We start from the raw sequence: 19047 nt of genomic DNA on the forward strand, positions 1-19047 counted from the left end.
AGGTGATAAAATAAATGTTATGGAAAAAAGCGTGGCCTTGGTGGATTGTAGTTCTTAGTGCGATTTTCCTTTGCGCATGCTCGATTGATAGCCATTTGTATTTGCAAGAAGCAGCAGTGAAGATAGATGACCCGTTTGAAACAGAGACAGAACAGGAATTTTCGGGTCTCATTATCACTTACTTGGCACTTCCGCATGGTGAGAGTACGCTTTTGAGAATGCCAGGTGGCAAAACGATGCTGATTGATACGGGTACGGTAGAAGATTGGCCCGTTCTTTCGGCGCGCTTGGCAGAACTCAAGATCACACGGCTCGATTATGTAGTGTTGACGAACGATCTGCCTGAGCATATGGGAGGCTACGTTTCATTGAGCGAGCAAGTGCTTGTAGATGCCGTCATTTTGCCCAAGCTGATTGCACCATCGATTCGCCATGTCGTGCTGCTTCGCTCCAACCAAAAGCAGATGGAAGCAGAGCAAGGACAAGTACTCACTCTTGACAAGGAAATCTCCATGGAAGTTTTGCTCCCGGATGAACCGTTATTTTTATCGCCTCAGAACAATTCTCTCGTTTTTCGATTGACGCACGGTCAATTGCGATTTTTATTTATGAGCGCAGTGAATGAAAAAGCAGAGGAGCGACTGTTGGAACGGCAAAATGACAGACTGAAGGCGGAAGTGCTAAAGGTAGCCGGTCAAGGGAGCAATCAAGGCTCTTCGCAACCGTTTCTGACGCAGGTCGATCCTCAGGTCGCCATTATTCAGACAGGCCGATCGCGGGATCAAATGAAAGACGGTCAGACGGAAGTCATGGAGCGCCTGGGTGAGTCTTGGGCCGAGACATACGTTACCAGCCACGACGGTTCCATTACCATTTTATCGAATGGAAAAGAATATCGGATTTTGAAGCAAAAGAATTAGGGGGGAAGACCGAACGTGGCAAAACACGAAAAGATTTCAGAAGCGGTCGTCCGTCGTTTGCCGATTTATCTGCGTTACCTCAGTTATTTGCAGCAAGTTGAGGTGACCACCGTTTCCTCCCAACAGATGGGCAAGAATCTTGATGTGAATCCTGCCCAAATCAGAAAAGATCTTGCAGCTTTTGGTGATTTTGGAAAAAAGGGAATCGGCTACGATGTCGATTATCTGGTGGAAAAAATCCGTGAAATTCTGAAGCTAACCGATGAAATCCGTGTCGCTTTGGTCGGAGCTGGGCATTTGGGCCATGCCATTAGTAACTACAACGCTTATTTGAAAGATAACATGCGGATTGCGGCCATCTTTGACAGTAATCCAGAGAAGCAGGGCAAAAAAGTCGCAGGGATACCGATTCAGCCTTTATCAGAGCTGAAGGAAACAATCGTAAACAAGCAAATCAAGCTCGCGATTATTACGGTACCGGCACCTGCAGCGCAATCCGTATGTGATCAGTTGACTCAAGCGGGTATCAGGGGGATCTTGAATTTTGCCCCTACGACGATTCGCGCAGGGAAAGATGTTCGCATTCACTATGCGGATGTGACGTCCAACCTGCAAAGCTTGGCCTACTATTTGACGTAAGAATGGAGTGTATACTATGAAAAAGACGATCCTCATTCACGCAACAGTCATTACCGTTAACGATACGAATGAAGTCATTTACGATGGTGCCGTAGCGTTCGAAGGCAACAAAATTACGTATGTGGGCCCAACTCCTGAGGACCTATCGGAAGCGGGATACGATGAAGTCATCGATCAAAAAGGTGATTACATACTGCCTGGCTTAATCAACACGCATGGACATGCTGGTATGTCCCTCCTACGAGGGTATGCAGATGATTTGCCGCTGCAACAATGGCTGGAAGATAAAATGTGGCCATTGGAGGCACAATTCACGGGAGACACAGTAAAATGGGGTACCCAATTGTCTCTTATCGAGATGATTCGTACTGGAACCACCACGTTTGTAGATATGTATGATCATATGGATGTTGTGGCAAAGGAAGTCGATGCAGCAGGCATGCGTGCCCGCCTTTGCCGCGGTATGATCGGTCTGTGCTCTGAAGAAGAACGTCAAACAAAGCTGAAAGACGCGACTCTTTTTGCAAAAGAATGGCATAATCAGGCAGACGGGCGCATTACCGTCATGATGGCACCGCATGCACCGTACACCTGCTCGCCAGAATTTATTACCCAAATTATCGAAAAAGCTGATGAGCTTTCCTTGCCACTTCATATCCATATGTCTGAAACGGCTTGGGAAGTCGGTCAAAACGAGAAGGACTACGGTCTGCGTCCAGTTGCTCATTTGGAAAAGCTGGGTATGTTCAATCGCCCAACACTCGTCGCGCACGCTGTTCACCTAACGGATGAAGAAATCGACATTTTGGCAAAATACAATGTGAGAGTTTCTCATAATGTAGTGAGCAACCTGAAGCTGGCAAGCGGTGTTGCGCCTGTTCCGAAAATGTTGGCAAAAGGTGTAAGCGTGTCACTGGGTACCGACAGCTCGGCAAGCAACAACAATTTGAATTTGTTTGAGGAATTGAAACTCGCTGCGATCCTGCACAAAGGTGTGAACAACGATCCAGTAGCCGTACCAGCAGAGGAAGCACTTCGCATGGCAACTCGTTATGGCGCAGAAGGGGTATTCCAAGAGGAAACGCTCGGAAGCATTGAAGTAGGCAAGCAAGCTGACTTGATCGTACTGGATAGCCACCAAGCCCATTTCCACCCGGCTCACCAACCGATTTCACATGTGGTGTACGCGGCAAATGGACGCGATGTGAAAGATACGATTGTAGCGGGTAAATTTTTGATGCGTAATCATAAGCTCTTGACTATCGATGAGGAGCGCGCGATTTACGAAGCAAACCGCGTATTCCAAACATTAAAACGGTAAAAGGCTCCTGTCAGGTGGGGGACAGGAGTAAGGCAGTGCAGGTGTAGGTAGGGGTATTGGATACTACGACGTTCCGTTGTTCATTTTCGCTACAGCTTTTGTCAGGAGATGATGGCGAAAATGAAGAGTGGGTGTGTGCGACCATTGACGCAAGGGAGACGACAATCCTGCCCAGGAGACGCGGTATTCCTGTAACAGAAACCCAAGTATGTCAGGAGATGTGGTTTGTTGCGAAGATGTCACGCGCTCACCTCCTCGGGGTGTATAAGTAGTATGACCGCCCGACCTTAAGCTATGATTAGCAACTTTTCCGTGTCGTTCTAAAACCTTCCCGTATAGCATAGGCTAAAGACAAAAATGGGACAGGGGGGACGACATGTACATCCGGCCCAAAATGCTGTGGTGGCTCATTCCTATCCTACTCGGTCTATTTCTGCTTGGGATTGTATTGGGGACAGTAAGTCGATCAGCCAATACAGACAGCACAGATACTGCGTCCGCGGTCAGACAAACAGCAGGAACGGAGCAGACAGCGAGGACGGTAGCAGAGCTTTTGGAGCAGATCACGAAGGACGAGGAGCGCTCATTTCTGGTATACATGCAGGATCAGACCTTGCATGGGCGATTTCAAAATGAGCAATTTCAGCTCACAGGAGAAATTGGTGGTCACCAGCTTGAAATAGCCAGAAAAGATGGGCAGCCCGTATCGGTGCGAATTAATGGCCAGATACAGGATCATGCCGCACTGCCGTATGCGATGTTCACCCCGTATGAGCACGGAGTATTGCTCAAGGGAGTTTTACAATCGGTTAGTCCTGAACGCCTTGAAGATACTACAGGGCAAGGATGGAGTGGATATCGGATAGCGGTTCCACCTGAGGAAGTCTCTTCGTTATTAGCGATGTGGTTAGGTCCATCCTTCCCTATTCAAGATTTGACTTCAAACGTAACGAACGGAATGAAAGTCAATTACCAACTATGGTACGAGTCAACTACGGGGCAGCTTCGCCAACTGGAGCTGGATTTGCAAATACAAACGGCAGTTGGAGTGAAGAGAGATCAGCTTCGATTCCGATTGTAATGTCAGCCACGTAAAGGAGTTACTTTGCTGTGTTAGTACGAATTATCCTATCAATCGTAGCCGTCATTTTACTTACGGGAGCTGGGTTCGCCTATCACCTGACGGCTTCTTTAGCAGGAGAGCGCAATCAATTTGAGGAAACCGTTCGTCAGTGGGTCTTTGATCGCACGACAATCACGGAGATTGAATCCATTGATGAATATCGAGGCAAAGAGAGCTACGCTGTCGTCATCGGGAAAAATAAGGCGGGTACACAGGTTGTAGCATGGATGACAGATCAGAAGGTAAGCTTCGATCGAATGGATCTAGCTGTTCCAAAAAAGAATGTAGAAGAGGCGGTTTACAAGTCATTCCCTCAATCGGAGATCACTCATTTAGTTCCTGGTCTCGAAAACGATAAGAAATTTTGGGAAGTCACTGTCAAAGACAAAGACGGTCGTTTTCACTATATTCACTATGATCTATTCACTGGTGCTTTGCTAACCTCATACGTGCTCGCGCCAACCTAATACGCTTGCTTGACGACAGGCCTTTTCCTTATGGGAGAAGGCCTGTTTGGCATTCCATCCAACATCTGTATAAGAAATTGATATACTCATATGATATACTGGGGACGTTGCAAAGAGAGAGAACGAGAACGATATATATGGGGGGAGTAGCCGTGCAGTTGAAAAAGAGCGCAATTGGATTATCTTTGGTGGCAACCTTGGCACTCCTGTTCGGAGGATGGTTCTTGTATCAAAAGATGGAGATTGAGGAGCCAATCCGTACAGAAATTGGACAAATGCAGTCCGCAACATTGGGCAATTTGGAGATCAGCAAAGATAAAATTCAAATAGATGTAACTGTTACAAAGCCAGACGCATTTCCAGCAGAATATCGTAATCTGCTAACGGAAACACAAAAGGTCGCTGGGGAAAAAGAAGTGGTCATTGACATAGACAACCAATCGACAGCGATGAACGATATATGGCAGAGCGGTCAATTTGTGTTTACAGAAGCTGTGGAGCTGCATGAATATAGCCGCATTCCAGCCCTCGTGGAACAATGGAAAAAGGGGAATCAGCTGGACGAAGCATCCGCATTGATGGATGACGAGAACATTTATGTTTACTTGAAAAAAGGAACGGAGGATTTTTACACCATCATACCCCGTTCCATTGAAAAAGAGGTGACGGCACGTGCGTAAGGAAGTACTGATCGGCGTCGTACCTGCACTATTGATTTTTCTTGTTTTTCTTGGTGTAAATATTACGCCATTCTTGGTGTTCGGAGCCGTACTGGGGGCGATTTACTTTCTGGTCATCCGTCAGCAAAATGGACAGGGCGGGAATGTGGCCCTCGGTGGGAAAAGAAAAGCAAACAAGCATGAGCTGCCAAAATCGGACGTGCAGTTTGCGGATATCGGTGGACAGGAACGCGCTAAAAAAGAATTGAAGGAATCGCTTGATTTTCTCGTGTACAAGGACAAAATTGAGCAGTATGGGATTCGCCCGATCAAAGGTGTTCTTTTGACAGGTCCACCTGGTACGGGTAAGACACTGATGGCGAAAGCGGCAGCGAACTATACAAATTCCGCCTTTGTGGCGGCATCAGGTTCGCAGTTTGTAGAGATGTACGTGGGTGTCGGTGCACAACGCGTCCGTGAATTGTTTCAAGAAGCGAAGGCATTAGCAGAGAAAAATGGGCAAGACAGCGCGATTATTTTTATCGATGAGATCGATGTCGTCGGTGGAAAAAGGGACGGTCAACAGCAGCGTGAATACGATCAAACCTTAAATCAACTGTTGACGGAGATGGATGGTGTAGCTACGACTGACAAGCCGCGGATTTTAGTCATGGCAGCTACGAACCGAAAGGACATGCTCGACGCAGCGTTGTTACGTCCTGGTCGTTTTGACCGCCATATTAGCGTCGATCTTCCAGACAAACCAGCACGCGAGCAGATTTTGACCATTCATACGGCCAATAAACCGTTAAGCGAGGATGTCACATTGGAAAAAGTGGCACAGGAGACATTCGGATTTTCTGGCGCACAGTTGGAAAGTGTAGCGAATGAAGCAGCCATTTATGCCATGCGTGACCGTCAGGAAAAGATCACGGCGAAGCATTTTGCCTATGCAGTGGACAAGGTCATGCTCGGTGAGAAGGTAGATCGTCAAGCATCAGAGGAAGAGAAGAAGCGCGTTGCACTCCACGAACTGGGACATGCCATTGTCAGTGAGAGTGTGCGACCAGGCTCTGTCTCGCAGGTCACGCTGAGTCCACGTGGCAAAGCACTAGGATACGTCCGACAAAATCCAATGGAAGACCGCTATCTGTATACCAAGGAAGCAATGGAGAAGCAAATCATGGTTAGCCTTGGGGGAGCCGTAGCGGAGGAAATCTACTACGGTGGGCGCAGTACTGGATCGAAGAATGACTTCGAGCAAGCGCTGGGAATGGCACAGGAAATTGTACAAAGCGGTATGTCCGAGCTAGGGATTGTACATTTGCAATACGTGGATAAGAATCGGATTCATGACGAGGTTGAGCGTTTGCTGGAGGGATTGCTCGTAGAAACTCGCAATCTTTTGAGACAGTACGACTCCGTATTCCAAACGGGCTTGTATACATTGTTGGAAGCGGAAGTTCTGCAAGGCGATGAGTTCAGGGCGCTATTGTCACAAACGAAGGAAGAAGTTGCTGTATAAGTGAAGATAAAGAGCCTGCTAGCCAAAGGAAGAGTTGGTGAAGCAGGTTTTTTTGTGTTTGCTGGCAACTTTGGCAAATCAGGGTGAAACAATTTTGTAGACACGGTGCCAAATAGGGAAATGGATGAATATCCTACAAAAGTGATACGGGAATGAAATCAGGAGGCAAGGAGACCCTATGGCCAATGTGAACCGGCGAAAAGCTAACAAAAGTCTGAGTAAAACCTTTAGGCAGACCATGAACGAGTTACCGCTCTCATATACATCATCACCTGATCGGGAGTGGATGGAAGACCTCGAATTAAATCTGCTTGAAAGTAATTTGGAGAGCACTCACAGAATACCTCCCCTCTCTGCTGCCACACCGAAAGAGCAACAAAAACCGATTCCCAAAGTACCCAAGCAGGACCTATCCTCCAAACAGGACTCGTTTTCCAAGCAGGATACATCTTCCAAACAGGACTCGTTTTCCAGACAGGATTTGACTTCCAGACAGAATTCAATTTCCAGACAGGACCCAACTTCCAAGCAGGACTCAACTTCCAAACAGGAGGCATCTTCCAAACAAAACGCATCTTCTAAACAAAACGGATCCTCCAAACAAAGCTCAACTGCCAATCCGAACTTTTATTCGAAGGTCATTAAAGATCGCAATGATGATCGTGTCCAATCGTTTGTCTATACAGACGACTTGACAGATCAATCGGTGACAACTGAAAAAATTGCGAACCGTGCCATTGACGCGTCCAAGATTAAGCAAGGCGCCGTGGATAATTCGATTTTGAAGGATTATGCGGTGGACAGCAGTAAACTCGCGGACAAGAGCGTAACTTCCACCAAACTCGCACCGCACGCGGTACAAAGGGATCATCTGGGGCAAGGAATCGTAAGTGGCGAGCATTTGCAGGATTATTCGATTTCTGCGCAAAAATTGATCAACCATAGCATTACGTCGGAGAAGTTAGCTGATAAAACCATCGACTCGATGAAATTTGCCGACCACTCGATTCAGAGCAAGCATATTCAGGATCAAGCGATCACGAATGAGTTGCTCCAGGATCAATCGATTACTTCGGAAAAAATAAAGATGGGGACCATTCAAACAAGTAATCTCGCCAATTATGTGATAAACACAGTGAAGCTTGAGGATGGAGCTGTCACAGGCGATAAATTACGCGATGGAGCAGTAACTTCCACGAAGATAGACGAAGATGCAATTGAATCTCAGCATATTCGTGAAGGCTCCATTTACCACCATCATCTCACGGAAGAGCTAATAGATGGCAGTAACATTAGCGCTGGCAGCATCACGGATCATCACATTGCATTTCAGGCCATTTATAGCCAGCATTTACATCCAGAAGCGGTGACCAGTGATAAAGTGGGGCCATATGCGATATTGACTGAGCATTTGGACAACAACAGTGTCACGTCAGAAAAGCTCGCCAAAGAATCAATCGGCAGCACACATTTACAAGTTGGCAGTGTCCTATCGAGTCACTTGCAAGACGGGATGCTAACGGCTAAAAAAATCGGTGATCAGCAGATTACCACAGCCAAGATAGCTGATAAGGCTATCACTACCGACAAATTGGCGAACAGGAGTGTAGGAGAGCAACACTTGCTCGATGAGAGTGTGAGTTCACGACATCTGATTGACGGGACCATTCGCTCAGAAAAGCTGGCAAGAAGATCTGTGGAAGAACAGCATTTAACTGACAGAATCATTGGGGGCAATCATCTACGCGAGTACATCATCCAGACCCAGCATCTGCATGACCACTTGGTGACCACATCAAAATTGGCGCCGGAATCTGTTTCCACAGACAAAATTTCAGATTTAAGCATTACGACAAGCAAACTTGGAGATGCCGTGATCACAGCGCCCAAAATAGCTAAAGATGCGATCAAGACACGCCATCTGGGCAGATCATCCGTCACGGGGGAAAAAATTGCGGAAAAAGCAATTTCCTCTACACATCTCAACAGTCACATCATTCAGGCAGACCATCTCCAAGGTAACTCCATTTCCAAGGAAAAATTACAGGACGGCAGTGTCACTCGAGATAAAATAGCCGATCAGAGCATTGATGCGAGTAAGCTGGATAGCCATTCTGTTCATGGAGCTCATGTCATAAAAGGCAGCTTGGATGGAACGCACATTAAGGAAGGAACGCTCAAAGGGAATCATCTTATCAGCAAGAGCATAACAGAACAGCATCTGCAAAACCGGATTATTACGCAGGAAAAACTGGCAGAGGACTCCGTGACCGGTTCTAAAATTGCGTCCAAAGCTGTCACTACGCATCACATTGCGGATCAGTCCATTAGCGCTGAGAAGATGACCTTTCCCGTAATTGAGACGCATAATCACATAGGAGTAACCTTGCAACAATTCGGTTTCGTCCCCTTCAGACTTTCTGCCACTAGCAAGTCTACAGATGTGATCGTTCGATTGCCACAACCTTATGCGGATACACATTATTGTATGGTCGCGATGACAAATCAACCGGGGATATATACGTCGCTCAAATACACGAAAAGGACTTCAGCGATGATCACCGTATTTCGCAATCAAGAGGGGCAGGAAGCGACTGGAGTGATTCACTGGATCGGGATTGGAGTAAAAGGAGTAGATGTCCCACACGAAATGCTGGAATGGTCAACAGAGATGGGACAACTGGAGGCAGAAGAAGTCGAGGAAGATCAAAGTGACGAAGATCACGACTTTGAAACGGAAGACATGGATGATGAAGATACGTATGATGAAGACGTGGAAGTGGAGGACGTAGAAGACGAAGATATGGATGATGAAGACGCGGAAGATGGGGACATGGAAGACGAGGATACGGATGACGAAGACATGGAAGATGAGTACACCGACGAGGAAGACATGGAAGATCACGACATGGATGAATATGAAGAGGAAGAAGACACGGATGAAAGTGATTTCGAACAAGATTATGAAAGTAGTGAAGAATACGATATCGAGAACGATAAATAATTCGGTAGGAAACAACAATGGGGCGAGTGGATGATTCAGAAGCAGGGAGGCCGATGTTGAGATCAGGTCTCCCAAATGTACAATTGTTTACATAATTATTTTATGGTTAACATTATGCAGGGAGACTTTCATTGAATTTGCAGGCCCCCAATAGTATAATTGATAGGTATACTTAGTCTGTATTTGCGTGGCATGGTAAATGGAGGGAATCATTCAATGTTGACGACGATTGCCCGAATCGGGCAGCATGTTGGACAAGAAGTACGCCTGGGATGCTGGTTATACAACAAACGCAGCAGCGGCAAGATTCAATTTTTGCAGCTTCGCGACGGCTCCGGCTTCATTCAAGGTGTAGTAGTAAAAGCGGAAGTAGCGGAAGAAGTGTGGGAGAATGCTTCACAGCTCACACAAGAAAGCTCACTTTACATAACCGGTGTAGTTCGTGCGGATGACCGCGCACCAAGCGGTTACGAACTGACAGTAACAGGTGTGGAAATTATTCAGATCGCCCAGGAATATCCGATTTCCTTGAAGGAACACGGTGTTGACTTCCTCATGGACCATCGCCACCTGTGGCTGCGTTCTCCACGTCAGCGTGCAGTCATGGCTGTGCGTTCTGAGGTGATTCGCGCCATGTATGAGTTCTTCCACGAGAACGGTTTCGTAAAAGTAGATCCACCGATTTTGACACCGACCTCTGCGGAAGGTACCACGAATCTGTTCCATACCAAATATTTTGAGGAGGATGCGTACCTCTCGCAGTCCGGCCAGCTTTATATGGAAGCAGTCGCTATGGCGTTAGGTCGCGTTTACTCTTTCGGTCCAACTTTCCGTGCCGAGAAATCCAAGACACGTCGTCACTTGATCGAGTTCTGGATGATCGAGCCGGAGATGGCTTTCGTGGATCATGAAGAAAATCTGCGTATTCAGGAAGCATTCGTTTCTCATGTGGTACAATCCGTATTGAAAAACTGTGAGCGCGAACTGAAAACGTTGGAGCGCGATACAACAAAACTGCAAAATGTAACGGGGTCGTTCCCACGCATCTCTTATGATGATGCGATCAAACTGTTGCAGGAAAAAGGTAGCGAGATCAAATGGGGAGACGACTTCGGGGCACCGGATGAGACGATGATTGCGGATCACTTCGACAAGCCTGTTTTCATCACCCATTATCCTACTGAAATCAAGGCTTTCTACATGAAGCCACACCCTGAACGTCCAGAAGTGGTTCTGTGCGCGGACATGATCGCACCGGAAGGCTACGGTGAAATCATCGGGGGTAGCCAGCGGATTGATGATCCAGAACTCTTGGAGAAACGTTTTGCTGAGCATGAGCTTTCGGAAGAGGCATATCGCTGGTATTTGGATCTGCGCAAATACGGTACAGTTCCTCACTCCGGCTTCGGTTTGGGTCTGGAGCGTACGATTGCATGGATTTGCGGTCTGGATCACGTGCGTGAAACCATTCCATTCCCACGCATGCTGAATCGTCTCTACCCTTAGAGAGTTCCTTTATCACTGAACGATCTACACCCTGTTGCGCGAGGGCAGCAGGGTGTTCCTATTGTTTGACAGCGCGTTTTACGCACTCCCTTGTTATTCCAACCCAGAGGTGAATATGCGTTATGGACTCCCATATATTGCAATTGTTGCAAGAAGGAGCAACATCCGTCTCCAACCTTCTTTTGAAAATGTATAAGCGTATGTCATTGACTGATGACGAGATGATGCTGTTGATTCATCTGCTGTCCTTTCAGCAGGAAGGGAATCGATTCCCGACCTTAACAGAGCTGGAGGAACGCATGTCCATGACGAGCAGGAGATTGATTCAATCTCTACAAAAGCTATTAAAAGAAGATTGGATTACGATAGATGAGTTTATCGATCCACAGACTGGCATGCGTCATGAACAATACAATTTGACACCCTTGTACAAAAAGCTGTACCAGACCTGGCGGGAGCAGCAAGCAGACCCGAGAAGCATGGAGCCTTTTATGGAAGTGGCCGTTTCTCTGGATGCCGAACCTGTTGCCATTTACGCTCGTTTTGAGCAGGCATTCGGTCGCCCGCTAGCGCCATTTGAATTGGAGAACATCCACATGTGGACAGAACAGGACGGCTATCAGGAAGAATTGATTTTGACCGCTTTGCGTGAGGCTGCAACCGTTGGCAAACTCCACATCCGCTATATCGACAGGATCTTGCTCGAATGGCAAAAGCAACAGATTACAACCGTAGAACAAGCGCGTCTTTACAGCTTGAACTTCCGTAGACAAGCAAATATGAGAGACCACGGGCAACCGCTTTGATTTCCTCCAAATCAAGCGGTTTTTTCTATGTCACCGTACACGTACCCATTTTCCTTGACTGTCATAACATATTACGTAGATGCAAGCTTCAGGAGGCGATGACTTGTGGAAAAACGGAAAAAATGGGATCTGTCTCATTGGGTAACGCCAGGTGTGTTTTCAGGAAGTTATGTCGTAGATGAGGCAGTTCAACGTATTTCAATTGTAAAAGCCAATGAAAAAGAGGAAGAGGAAGTAACGGAAAACGTCCAGGAGTTGGTCGTAAATACAACAGGTGAGCAGCCGAAGGAACTGGTCTTGGAGCCTACCTTCGAAATTATTATGAGAGAGACCGATGAGGCAGTCGTAGAACAGGTTCACAAGCTTGAGCAAGAAGTGTTGGTACTGAGAGAGGCGCTGGCTTCGTGGGAAGAAAGGTGGGAGAAGCTTGAAGAGAACCATACAAAACAATTGCAGTACTTGTATCAAGTAGTTCTTTCACTGAAAAAGGAGTGGGAGATCGAGCGAAATGAACATCGCAATTATTAGTCCGGGTCCCTTTTCTGTACCACCGGTCAAAGGAAGCTCGGTCGAACACGATATAGACGAGGTCACAAAGATGATCGAGCCCATGCATAACGTGACGATCTACACTCGTAAATGTGCGACCTATCCAACCTCATCCGTGGAAGAAAACCGGCAGTTCATTCGCGTCCCGTATCAAGGGCCTAAGCCTTATTTGCGCCGGATCATTAACCATATCAAAAAGAACAAGCCAGATGTCATTCTCGTGGAAAACAGACCGATCTATGTTCTCACATTAAAACGCCATTTTCCCAAGATCCCGGTCTTCGTGAATATGCACTCTCACGTGTATGGATCACAGCCGATCATCAGCAAGGAAAAGATGCGGCGCGCCGTTCGCCTGGCAACAGGTTTTATTACGAACAGTGAATTTTTACGTCAACATTTTATTCGTTCGTGCAAGATACCTGCAAACAAAATTCATGCGGTTCACCTCGGAGTCGATGTCACTCCTTATCAGGTTGCAAAGATTGCGGTCAAAAAAATGCGTCAAGAACTCGGATTGAAGCCAGATGATCGCGTCTTGTTTTATGCCGGCAGACTCATGCGGGGTAAAGGGGTGCATGTGCTGATTAAAGCCTTTCGTCAGGTGAGCAAACAAGATCCGAAAGCTAAACTCGTCATTGTGGGTGGCACGGGATACGGCAGTAATCGCCTGAATCCGTACGTTCGTGAGCTCAAGAGACTTGCGAAGCCTTTGGGTGAAAAGGTGCGTTTCGTCAATTTCGTACCATCCGCAAAAATGCCGCTTTACTACCAAATTGGGGATGTCGTGGCGACACCATCCGTTTGGAAAGAAGCGTTTTGCCGTGTCAATTTAGAGGCAATGGCTTCCGGAAAGCCCGTCATTTCCACTCCACGTGGCGGCATTCGTGAAGTCGTTGCCCACGAGAAAAGTGGCTTTATCATTCCGCCAAAAGATTGGAAAAAAGGATTGCCTGCTGTCTGGGAACTGTTGTGGAGTTCACCCGCCGTCCGGAATGAAATGGGCAAACAGGCTCTGCAACGAGCTAAGTTTTTTTCTTGGTACGCAACTGCGCAAGGCTATCTGAACGTGTTTGAAACAGTTGTTCCAACGCGGAGTGAAGAGAAACAACCGCTTTTAAAAACAGGTTAATTCGAATGGAACGGATGTAGGTGGTTGCCTTTTCTTGCGCCAATGTGGACGTCTGCCCTGTCCAGCTATTCAGATACGCATACCTTATAAGTATCGCAGAGCACAACTGGGGAGTGATACTTGTGAAAGGGTTAATCTTGTGTGCTGGACGTGGGACGCGACTGCACCCCTTTTCCTATTCGCAACCGAAAACCCTCCTCCCTGTGGCCAATCACCCGGTCTTACACTACTGCATTCGCAAACTGCGTGAAGTGGGCATTCAGGACATTGGCATCGTGATACATCCTTCTCAAGTACAGATTCCTCCCATGGTGGGCGATGGTAGTCAATTCGGGGCTACCATTACGTTTATCAGGCAGGAGGTACCACTGGGAATTGCCCATGCTGTCCAGCTAGCGCAACCGTTTTTGCAAGACGAACCGTTTATCTTGCTACTAGGTGATAATTTGTTAATGGATTCGCTTCACGGGCTTACAAAAGCGTTTACGAAGGGAAAATCTGACGGTGTCGTGATGCTAAGTAAAGTGGAGAGACCACAGGACTATGGGATCGCAGAAGTACAAAAAGGAAGACTGATCTCTGTAGAGGAGAAGCCACGTCAGCCAAAGAGCAATCTGGCGGTTATCGGCGCATACCTGTTTACGCCACCTATTTTTGAGTCGATTGCTAACCTGCAGCCATCTCCACGAGGCGAACTAGAAATAACGGATGCGATTCAATCGATGATTAATCGCGGATTCAAATTGGCTCACTCCGTCACCAACGGAAAGTATTCGGATGTGGGAACCATCGATCGCTGGCTGGAGGCCAACCAGTGGATGCTTACGAAGGAGCTAGGCAATCAACATCAAATTGGCAAAGGAACCATTGTGAAAAATGCGAAGATTACGGGTCCTGTAAGAATCGGTGAAGATTGTGTGATTGAAAATTGCCAAATAGGACCGTACGTCTCGATCCAAAATGGCGTAAGCTTGAGAAATTGCTCGTATATCGAAAATAGTATTTTGCTGGAAAACAGCTCGCTGCAAGACATTGCTTGGAAAATAACAAACAGCGTTTTCGGCCGCTCATCGATGATGACGGGTCAATCTTCTAACAGTACGGGAGTTTTCATTGTAAGCGACAAATCGTCCATTTGCATTCCGGCTGTCAAGAGGGAGGACGTATGAATCCGACCTTTACTGTAGTCATTCCGACATACAATCGAGCCAAGTTTATTCGCAAAGCCATCAACAGCGTTTTGAATCAAACCTCAAAAGATTGGAAGCTGTTGATCATTGACGATGCGTCCACCGATCACACCAGAAGTAAAATTGAAAAATATATGTACCACCCAAACATTCTGTATCATCGAATGGAAAAAAATTCTGGCATCGGCAAAGTGATGAATCAGGCATTGTCAATGGTGGATACCCCTTATCTCGTACAACTCGACTCCGATGACTGGTTACCGAAACGAACGCTGGCAGTGATCAAAAAGTACATTCACAAAAGCAAGAAAAGCACGGCTATCTTCTACGGGAACATGAACATCTGGAAAGTTAAGCGCGGAAAGTATACCAAGACGATTAAGGTGAAACACAAGACCTTTCATAACAAATACCAGTTTTTGAAATACAATCGCTGGATGGTCTCTCCACGCTGCTATCGCGTAGAAGCTCTGCATCAAGTGGGTGGTTGGGATACCTCGGATCGATACGAGGGAAGGATTATGGAGGATCGGCGAATCATTTTGCGGTTAATTGAAAAGTATCCAGTGAGATACATCAACAAAATTCTTTACAACCGGACGAAGCATAAAGGTCAGCTCACGGACAGCAAGATGAAGTTTCGCCGTAATTATTTGCGAAAAAAAACATTCAAATATTATCTGAAAAGGTGGGGCAAGAAGTACAAGGCCATCTATGGTTACAAAAACGGTTATTTAGTCATTAAAAGGCTGAAGAAAGTGAGGCGTCGGAGACGATGAAGAAAGCTCTTGTCACCGGCTGTGCAGGCTTTATTGGGTCTCATTTGACACAGCGCTTGTTGAACGATGGCGTGACAGTCATCGGGATAGACGGTTTCATCGATAACTACGATGTTGCTGCGAAACTGCGTAATCTGGCCGAAATAGGAAAACATCCTGCCTTCACCTTCCACTCTACAACACTTCAGACTGGGCGTTGGGACATTTGGCTCGAGAACGTCGACGCTGTTTTCCATCTCGCTGCCTTGCCGGGCGTAAGAAATAGCTGGGGAAAGTCTTTTGCCGATTATGTTAGCCATAATATTTTGGCTACACAAGAATTGCTGGAGGCTTGCTTGCAAAGACCGAAGCCACCTGTCATCGTGGTCTCGTCCTCTTCCTCGGTTTACGGGACGATGCAAGGGACCGTAACCAATGAAACTGCGCCTCTTCGCCCGGTTTCCCCTTATGGTGTGACCAAGGAAGCGATGGAACAAATCTGCTCGGTTTATGTAAAAGCTTATGGACTCCCGGTTAGCATGCTTCGCTACTTTACGGTATACGGTCCCAGACAGCGTCCCGATATGGCTTTTCATCGTTTCTTTCGTCAAATGATGAAAGGCGAGCAGGTCATCATCTATGGGGATGGCCAGCAATCCAGAGACTTTACGTATGTGACAGACGCGGTAGAGGCGAATCTGCTCGCTGCACAGCATGCTGTTCCCGGTGACATTTTTAATGTGGGGGGAGACCGGGAAATCAAGCTCATCGATGTGCTATCCATCATGGGCACGTTAATGAATCTGACCCCTCGCATTACGTTTCAAAATGGGCCGGCAGGTGACTCCTTACGAACCTGTGCGGATATCCAATTTGCCCAACAACGCTTGGGATACAAACCAAAAGTGACGCTAGAAGAGGGACTTCGCCTTCAATTAGAAGAGATTCGTTCTCAATCGAAGGGGTAACACCCGTCATCAAGGAGGCCAGTTGCATGCATCGGGTCCTCGTTTATCGCAGAAAGTTTCTTCCCAAGAGTGAAACATTTATTTATGAGCAATTGCTTGGACATCAAGTGGTCAAACCCGTGGTGTTGACCCGACAGCGAGCCTTTAACCGAAAACAATTTCCTTATTCGCCGGTCTATGTGCGCAAGCATATGGCCGGCCTCTCCACTTGGCTGCGACGTAAAAAAATTAAATGCCTGCATGCCCGTTTTGGTCCTGCTGGATTAGAATTGCTTCCTTATGCACAAAAAAGCAAGCTCCCCCTGATTACTTCCTTTCACGGCTTTGATGCCACCAAGCGTGTCAAAGAAAATCCATTGTACAGACGGTCCCTTTCGCGTCTCTTTCGAAAGGGCCATGCGTTTACCGTCGTGAGCAATCACATGAGAAAGCGATTGATTCATCTGGGCTGTCCCCCATCTAAAATTACCCTTATCCGCTCAGGAATTGATTTGCGCAAATTTCCCATGCTGCCGCCACAGCCGGTGGAAAATGGGGAGTACCGATTGCTAAGCGTAGGGAGACTGACTGAAAAAAAGGGTATGGATACGTTAATTAAGGCGTTTACCCATGTGCATAAAAAACATCCCAAGGCAAAGTTAATCATCGTCGGCGATGGAGAAGAAAAAAAGAAACTCAAACGACTGATCAAGAAAAATAGGTTAGGCACACAAGTCGTGCTCAAAGGGGCTCTGCCACATCGTGAAGTCCAGCGTGAACTGGCCAAGTGCCATTTGTTCATCATCGCATGCAAGACAGCGAGAAATGGCAACCAGGAGGGGATTCCTAATGTCATCATGGAAGCGATGGCTAGCGGACGCCCTGTCATTTCCACCTATCACGCGGGAATCCCTGAGCTGGTTGAACACAAAGTGACTGGATATCTGGTTCCGGAGAAATCACCGACTGCGCTCGGGAAAATGATAAACCGTGTACTAACAGAAAGTCACGAGTGGGCACAGATCACGACGGAGGCTCGGCTGAAAGTAGAAAAAAACCACGATATCCACCAGCAACGGATGAGACTAGAAGAGCTTTATTTGCGTGTGTCGAAAAAATGATGAGGTGAAGGAATGAAAGTTGCCGTTATTGGGACCGGCTACGTAGGTTTGACGACTGCAGTTTCCCTAGCCATGAACGATCATCAGGTGACGGGTATTGACCTCGTTGCATCCAAAGTAGAAAAACTGCGCCAAGGGATCTCGCCGATTTACGAGCCGGGCTTAGAAGAGGCATTGAAAAAAGTATTGGATGATGGCGCACTTGCTTTTTATACAAATTTGACAGAGGCGAAGGACGCAGAGGTTTTTTTCATTTGTGTGGGGACACCTGAAGCAGCAGACGGCACAGCCGATTTAACGTATTTACTCGGGGCTGTTTCTGACATTCACAAGGTCCATTTGCTCGCACCGCAAGAACGCATCGTGGTAATCAAGAGTACCGTACCAGTCGGAACTGGCGAAAAAGTAGCGGGGATGCTGGCTGGCTGCCAAGGAGTATCTGTTGCATCCAACCCGGAGTTTTTACGGGAAGGGAGTGCATTATTGGACGCATTGGAGCCTTCGCGAATCGTCATTGGTGTAGACAATTCTCAGGCAGCCGCTCGCATGGAGGAACTGTACAACGGCGTGAAGGCACCGCGCGTCATCACCACCAGGGCTAATGCGGAGCTGATCAAATACGCTTCGAATGCATTTTTGGCAACCCGAATCTCCTTCATGAATGAGCTAGCACGGTTAAGTACCGCGCTCGGGACGGATATCGTGACGATCTCGCGAGGAATGGGACTGGACAGCCGAATCGGTCCGCAATTTTTACGGGCAGGAGTAGGCTATGGCGGCTCCTGTTTTCCGAAGGATACAATTGCGTTATTGCAGCTTGCAGCAGAGCGCAATATTCACTTAAGTATTTTGGATAAAGTGCGAGAGGTGAATGCTACACAGCCTGGTTGGTTTTTGGAGCAGTTGTGCTTGCAGCTCCCTGATCTGACAGGCAAACAAATTGCTATTCTGGGGCTGACGTTTAAACCGGATACGGATGACATCCGCGAAGCGCCATCGCTCAAATTGATTGAAATACTCCTGCACAAAGGTGCCATCGTGAAGGCGTTCGATCCGATTGGAGCACCCTGTGTCAGCAAGCAGTTTCCACAGATCACGTACACGCAATCCGCGGCAGAAGCATGCGAGGGAGCACACGCCGCATTATTGGTTACAGAATGGGAACCGTGTGTCCAATTGAATTGGAAACAGGTTTATCAAAGCATGGCACAGCCGCTCTTGCTAGACGGACGAAATGCCTGGCCGAACCAGGAGGTAAAGGAAGCAGGTTTTCATTATATTGGAGTAGGGAGAAGCTGACTTTCCATTTCGGGAAGCTCGGCTTTTTTTCTGTGGAAAACGTGAAAGCGCCTGATTGATTTGAACCTGTAGGCATAATAC

General features: G+C 47.2%; 18 protein-coding genes. 17 read left to right on the plus strand and 1 reads right to left on the minus strand.

The window, feature by feature from the left end; all coding sequences use genetic code 11:
• The first annotated feature begins 14 nt into the window (after positions 1-14).
• Genes AB432_RS13255 through AB432_RS13265 form a run of 3 tightly spaced genes read left to right on the plus strand, consistent with a single transcriptional unit; the run spans position 15 to position 2880 of the window.
• Positions 15-920: a ComEC/Rec2 family competence protein gene (locus tag AB432_RS13255; protein ID WP_048032671.1), complete on the plus strand. Its 906-nt coding sequence runs from the start codon at positions 15-17 to the stop codon at positions 918-920.
• 15 nt (positions 921-935) lie between these two features.
• Complete coding sequence (locus AB432_RS13260) at positions 936-1559, plus strand: redox-sensing transcriptional repressor Rex (protein ID WP_048032672.1); 624 nt, start codon at positions 936-938, stop codon at positions 1557-1559.
• A 16-nt stretch (positions 1560-1575) separates the two neighbouring features.
• Positions 1576-2880, plus strand: coding sequence for an amidohydrolase (locus tag AB432_RS13265; protein ID WP_007723137.1), 1305 nt, complete (start codon positions 1576-1578; stop codon positions 2878-2880).
• Positions 2881-2943: 63 nt separating this feature from the next.
• On the opposite strand, the gene AB432_RS30500 is transcribed toward AB432_RS13265, so the two are convergent.
• Positions 2944-3123: a hypothetical protein gene (locus AB432_RS30500; RefSeq protein ID WP_133257456.1), complete on the minus strand. Its 180-nt coding sequence runs from the start codon at positions 3121-3123 to the stop codon at positions 2944-2946.
• Positions 3124-3256: 133 nt separating this feature from the next.
• Here AB432_RS30500 and AB432_RS13270 point away from each other — a divergent pair, with 133 nt between their 5' ends.
• The 14 genes from AB432_RS13270 (at position 3257) to AB432_RS13335 (ending at position 18966) form a co-directional block, all read left to right on the plus strand.
• Positions 3257-3961, plus strand: a complete 705-nt coding sequence (locus AB432_RS13270) for a hypothetical protein (RefSeq protein WP_048032673.1) — start codon at positions 3257-3259, stop codon at positions 3959-3961.
• A 29-nt stretch (positions 3962-3990) separates the two neighbouring features.
• Entirely contained in the window at positions 3991-4470 is a 480-nt protein-coding gene (locus AB432_RS13275) for a cell wall elongation regulator TseB-like domain-containing protein (RefSeq protein ID WP_048032674.1), read from the plus strand.
• 152 nt (positions 4471-4622) lie between these two features.
• Positions 4623-5150 (plus strand): hypothetical protein, encoded by a 528-nt coding sequence (locus AB432_RS13280; protein WP_048032675.1) that lies wholly within the window; start codon positions 4623-4625, stop codon positions 5148-5150.
• Positions 5143-6654 carry an AAA family ATPase gene (locus AB432_RS13285; protein ID WP_048032676.1) on the plus strand — a complete coding sequence of 504 codons (1512 nt, stop codon included), beginning with the start codon at positions 5143-5145 and terminating at the stop codon, positions 6652-6654. Before AB432_RS13280 ends, AB432_RS13285 begins: the two co-directional genes overlap by 8 nt.
• 178 nt (positions 6655-6832) lie before the next feature.
• A complete protein-coding gene (locus AB432_RS13290) occupies positions 6833-9658 on the plus strand; it encodes a WIAG-tail domain (protein ID WP_048032677.1) in 2826 nt (941 codons plus the stop codon).
• Between the two features lie 216 nt (positions 9659-9874).
• Positions 9875-11164, plus strand: coding sequence for an asparagine--tRNA ligase (gene asnS / locus AB432_RS13295; RefSeq protein WP_007723123.1), 1290 nt, complete (start codon positions 9875-9877; stop codon positions 11162-11164).
• 122 nt (positions 11165-11286) lie between these two features.
• Complete coding sequence (locus AB432_RS13300) at positions 11287-11970, plus strand: DnaD domain-containing protein (RefSeq protein WP_007723121.1); 684 nt, start codon at positions 11287-11289, stop codon at positions 11968-11970.
• A gap of 105 nt (positions 11971-12075) precedes the next feature.
• Positions 12076-12498, plus strand: coding sequence for a hypothetical protein (locus AB432_RS13305; RefSeq protein WP_048032678.1), 423 nt, complete (start codon positions 12076-12078; stop codon positions 12496-12498).
• Positions 12479-13651, plus strand: a complete 1173-nt coding sequence (locus AB432_RS13310; RefSeq protein WP_048032679.1) for a glycosyltransferase family 4 protein — start codon at positions 12479-12481, stop codon at positions 13649-13651. The genes AB432_RS13305 and AB432_RS13310 overlap by 20 nt, the downstream gene beginning before the upstream one ends.
• Positions 13652-13773: 122 nt before the next feature.
• Positions 13774-14820, plus strand: a complete 1047-nt coding sequence (locus AB432_RS13315; RefSeq protein WP_048032680.1) for a glucose-1-phosphate thymidylyltransferase — start codon at positions 13774-13776, stop codon at positions 14818-14820.
• Positions 14817-15620, plus strand: coding sequence for a glycosyltransferase family 2 protein (locus AB432_RS13320; protein WP_048032681.1), 804 nt, complete (start codon positions 14817-14819; stop codon positions 15618-15620). The genes AB432_RS13315 and AB432_RS13320 overlap by 4 nt, the downstream gene beginning before the upstream one ends.
• Positions 15617-16567 (plus strand): NAD-dependent epimerase/dehydratase family protein, encoded by a 951-nt coding sequence (locus AB432_RS13325; RefSeq protein ID WP_048032682.1) that lies wholly within the window; start codon positions 15617-15619, stop codon positions 16565-16567. Before AB432_RS13320 ends, AB432_RS13325 begins: the two co-directional genes overlap by 4 nt.
• A gap of 26 nt (positions 16568-16593) precedes the next feature.
• Positions 16594-17667 (plus strand): glycosyltransferase, encoded by a 1074-nt coding sequence (locus tag AB432_RS13330; RefSeq protein WP_048032683.1) that lies wholly within the window; start codon positions 16594-16596, stop codon positions 17665-17667.
• A gap of 12 nt (positions 17668-17679) precedes the next feature.
• Positions 17680-18966: a UDP-glucose dehydrogenase family protein gene (locus AB432_RS13335; protein WP_048032684.1), complete on the plus strand. Its 1287-nt coding sequence runs from the start codon at positions 17680-17682 to the stop codon at positions 18964-18966.
• The last annotated feature ends 81 nt before the right edge of the window (positions 18967-19047 follow it).

Origin of the sequence: Brevibacillus brevis, assembly GCF_001039275.2 — a bacterium.
Taxonomy (GTDB): domain Bacteria; phylum Bacillota; class Bacilli; order Brevibacillales; family Brevibacillaceae; genus Brevibacillus; species Brevibacillus brevis_C.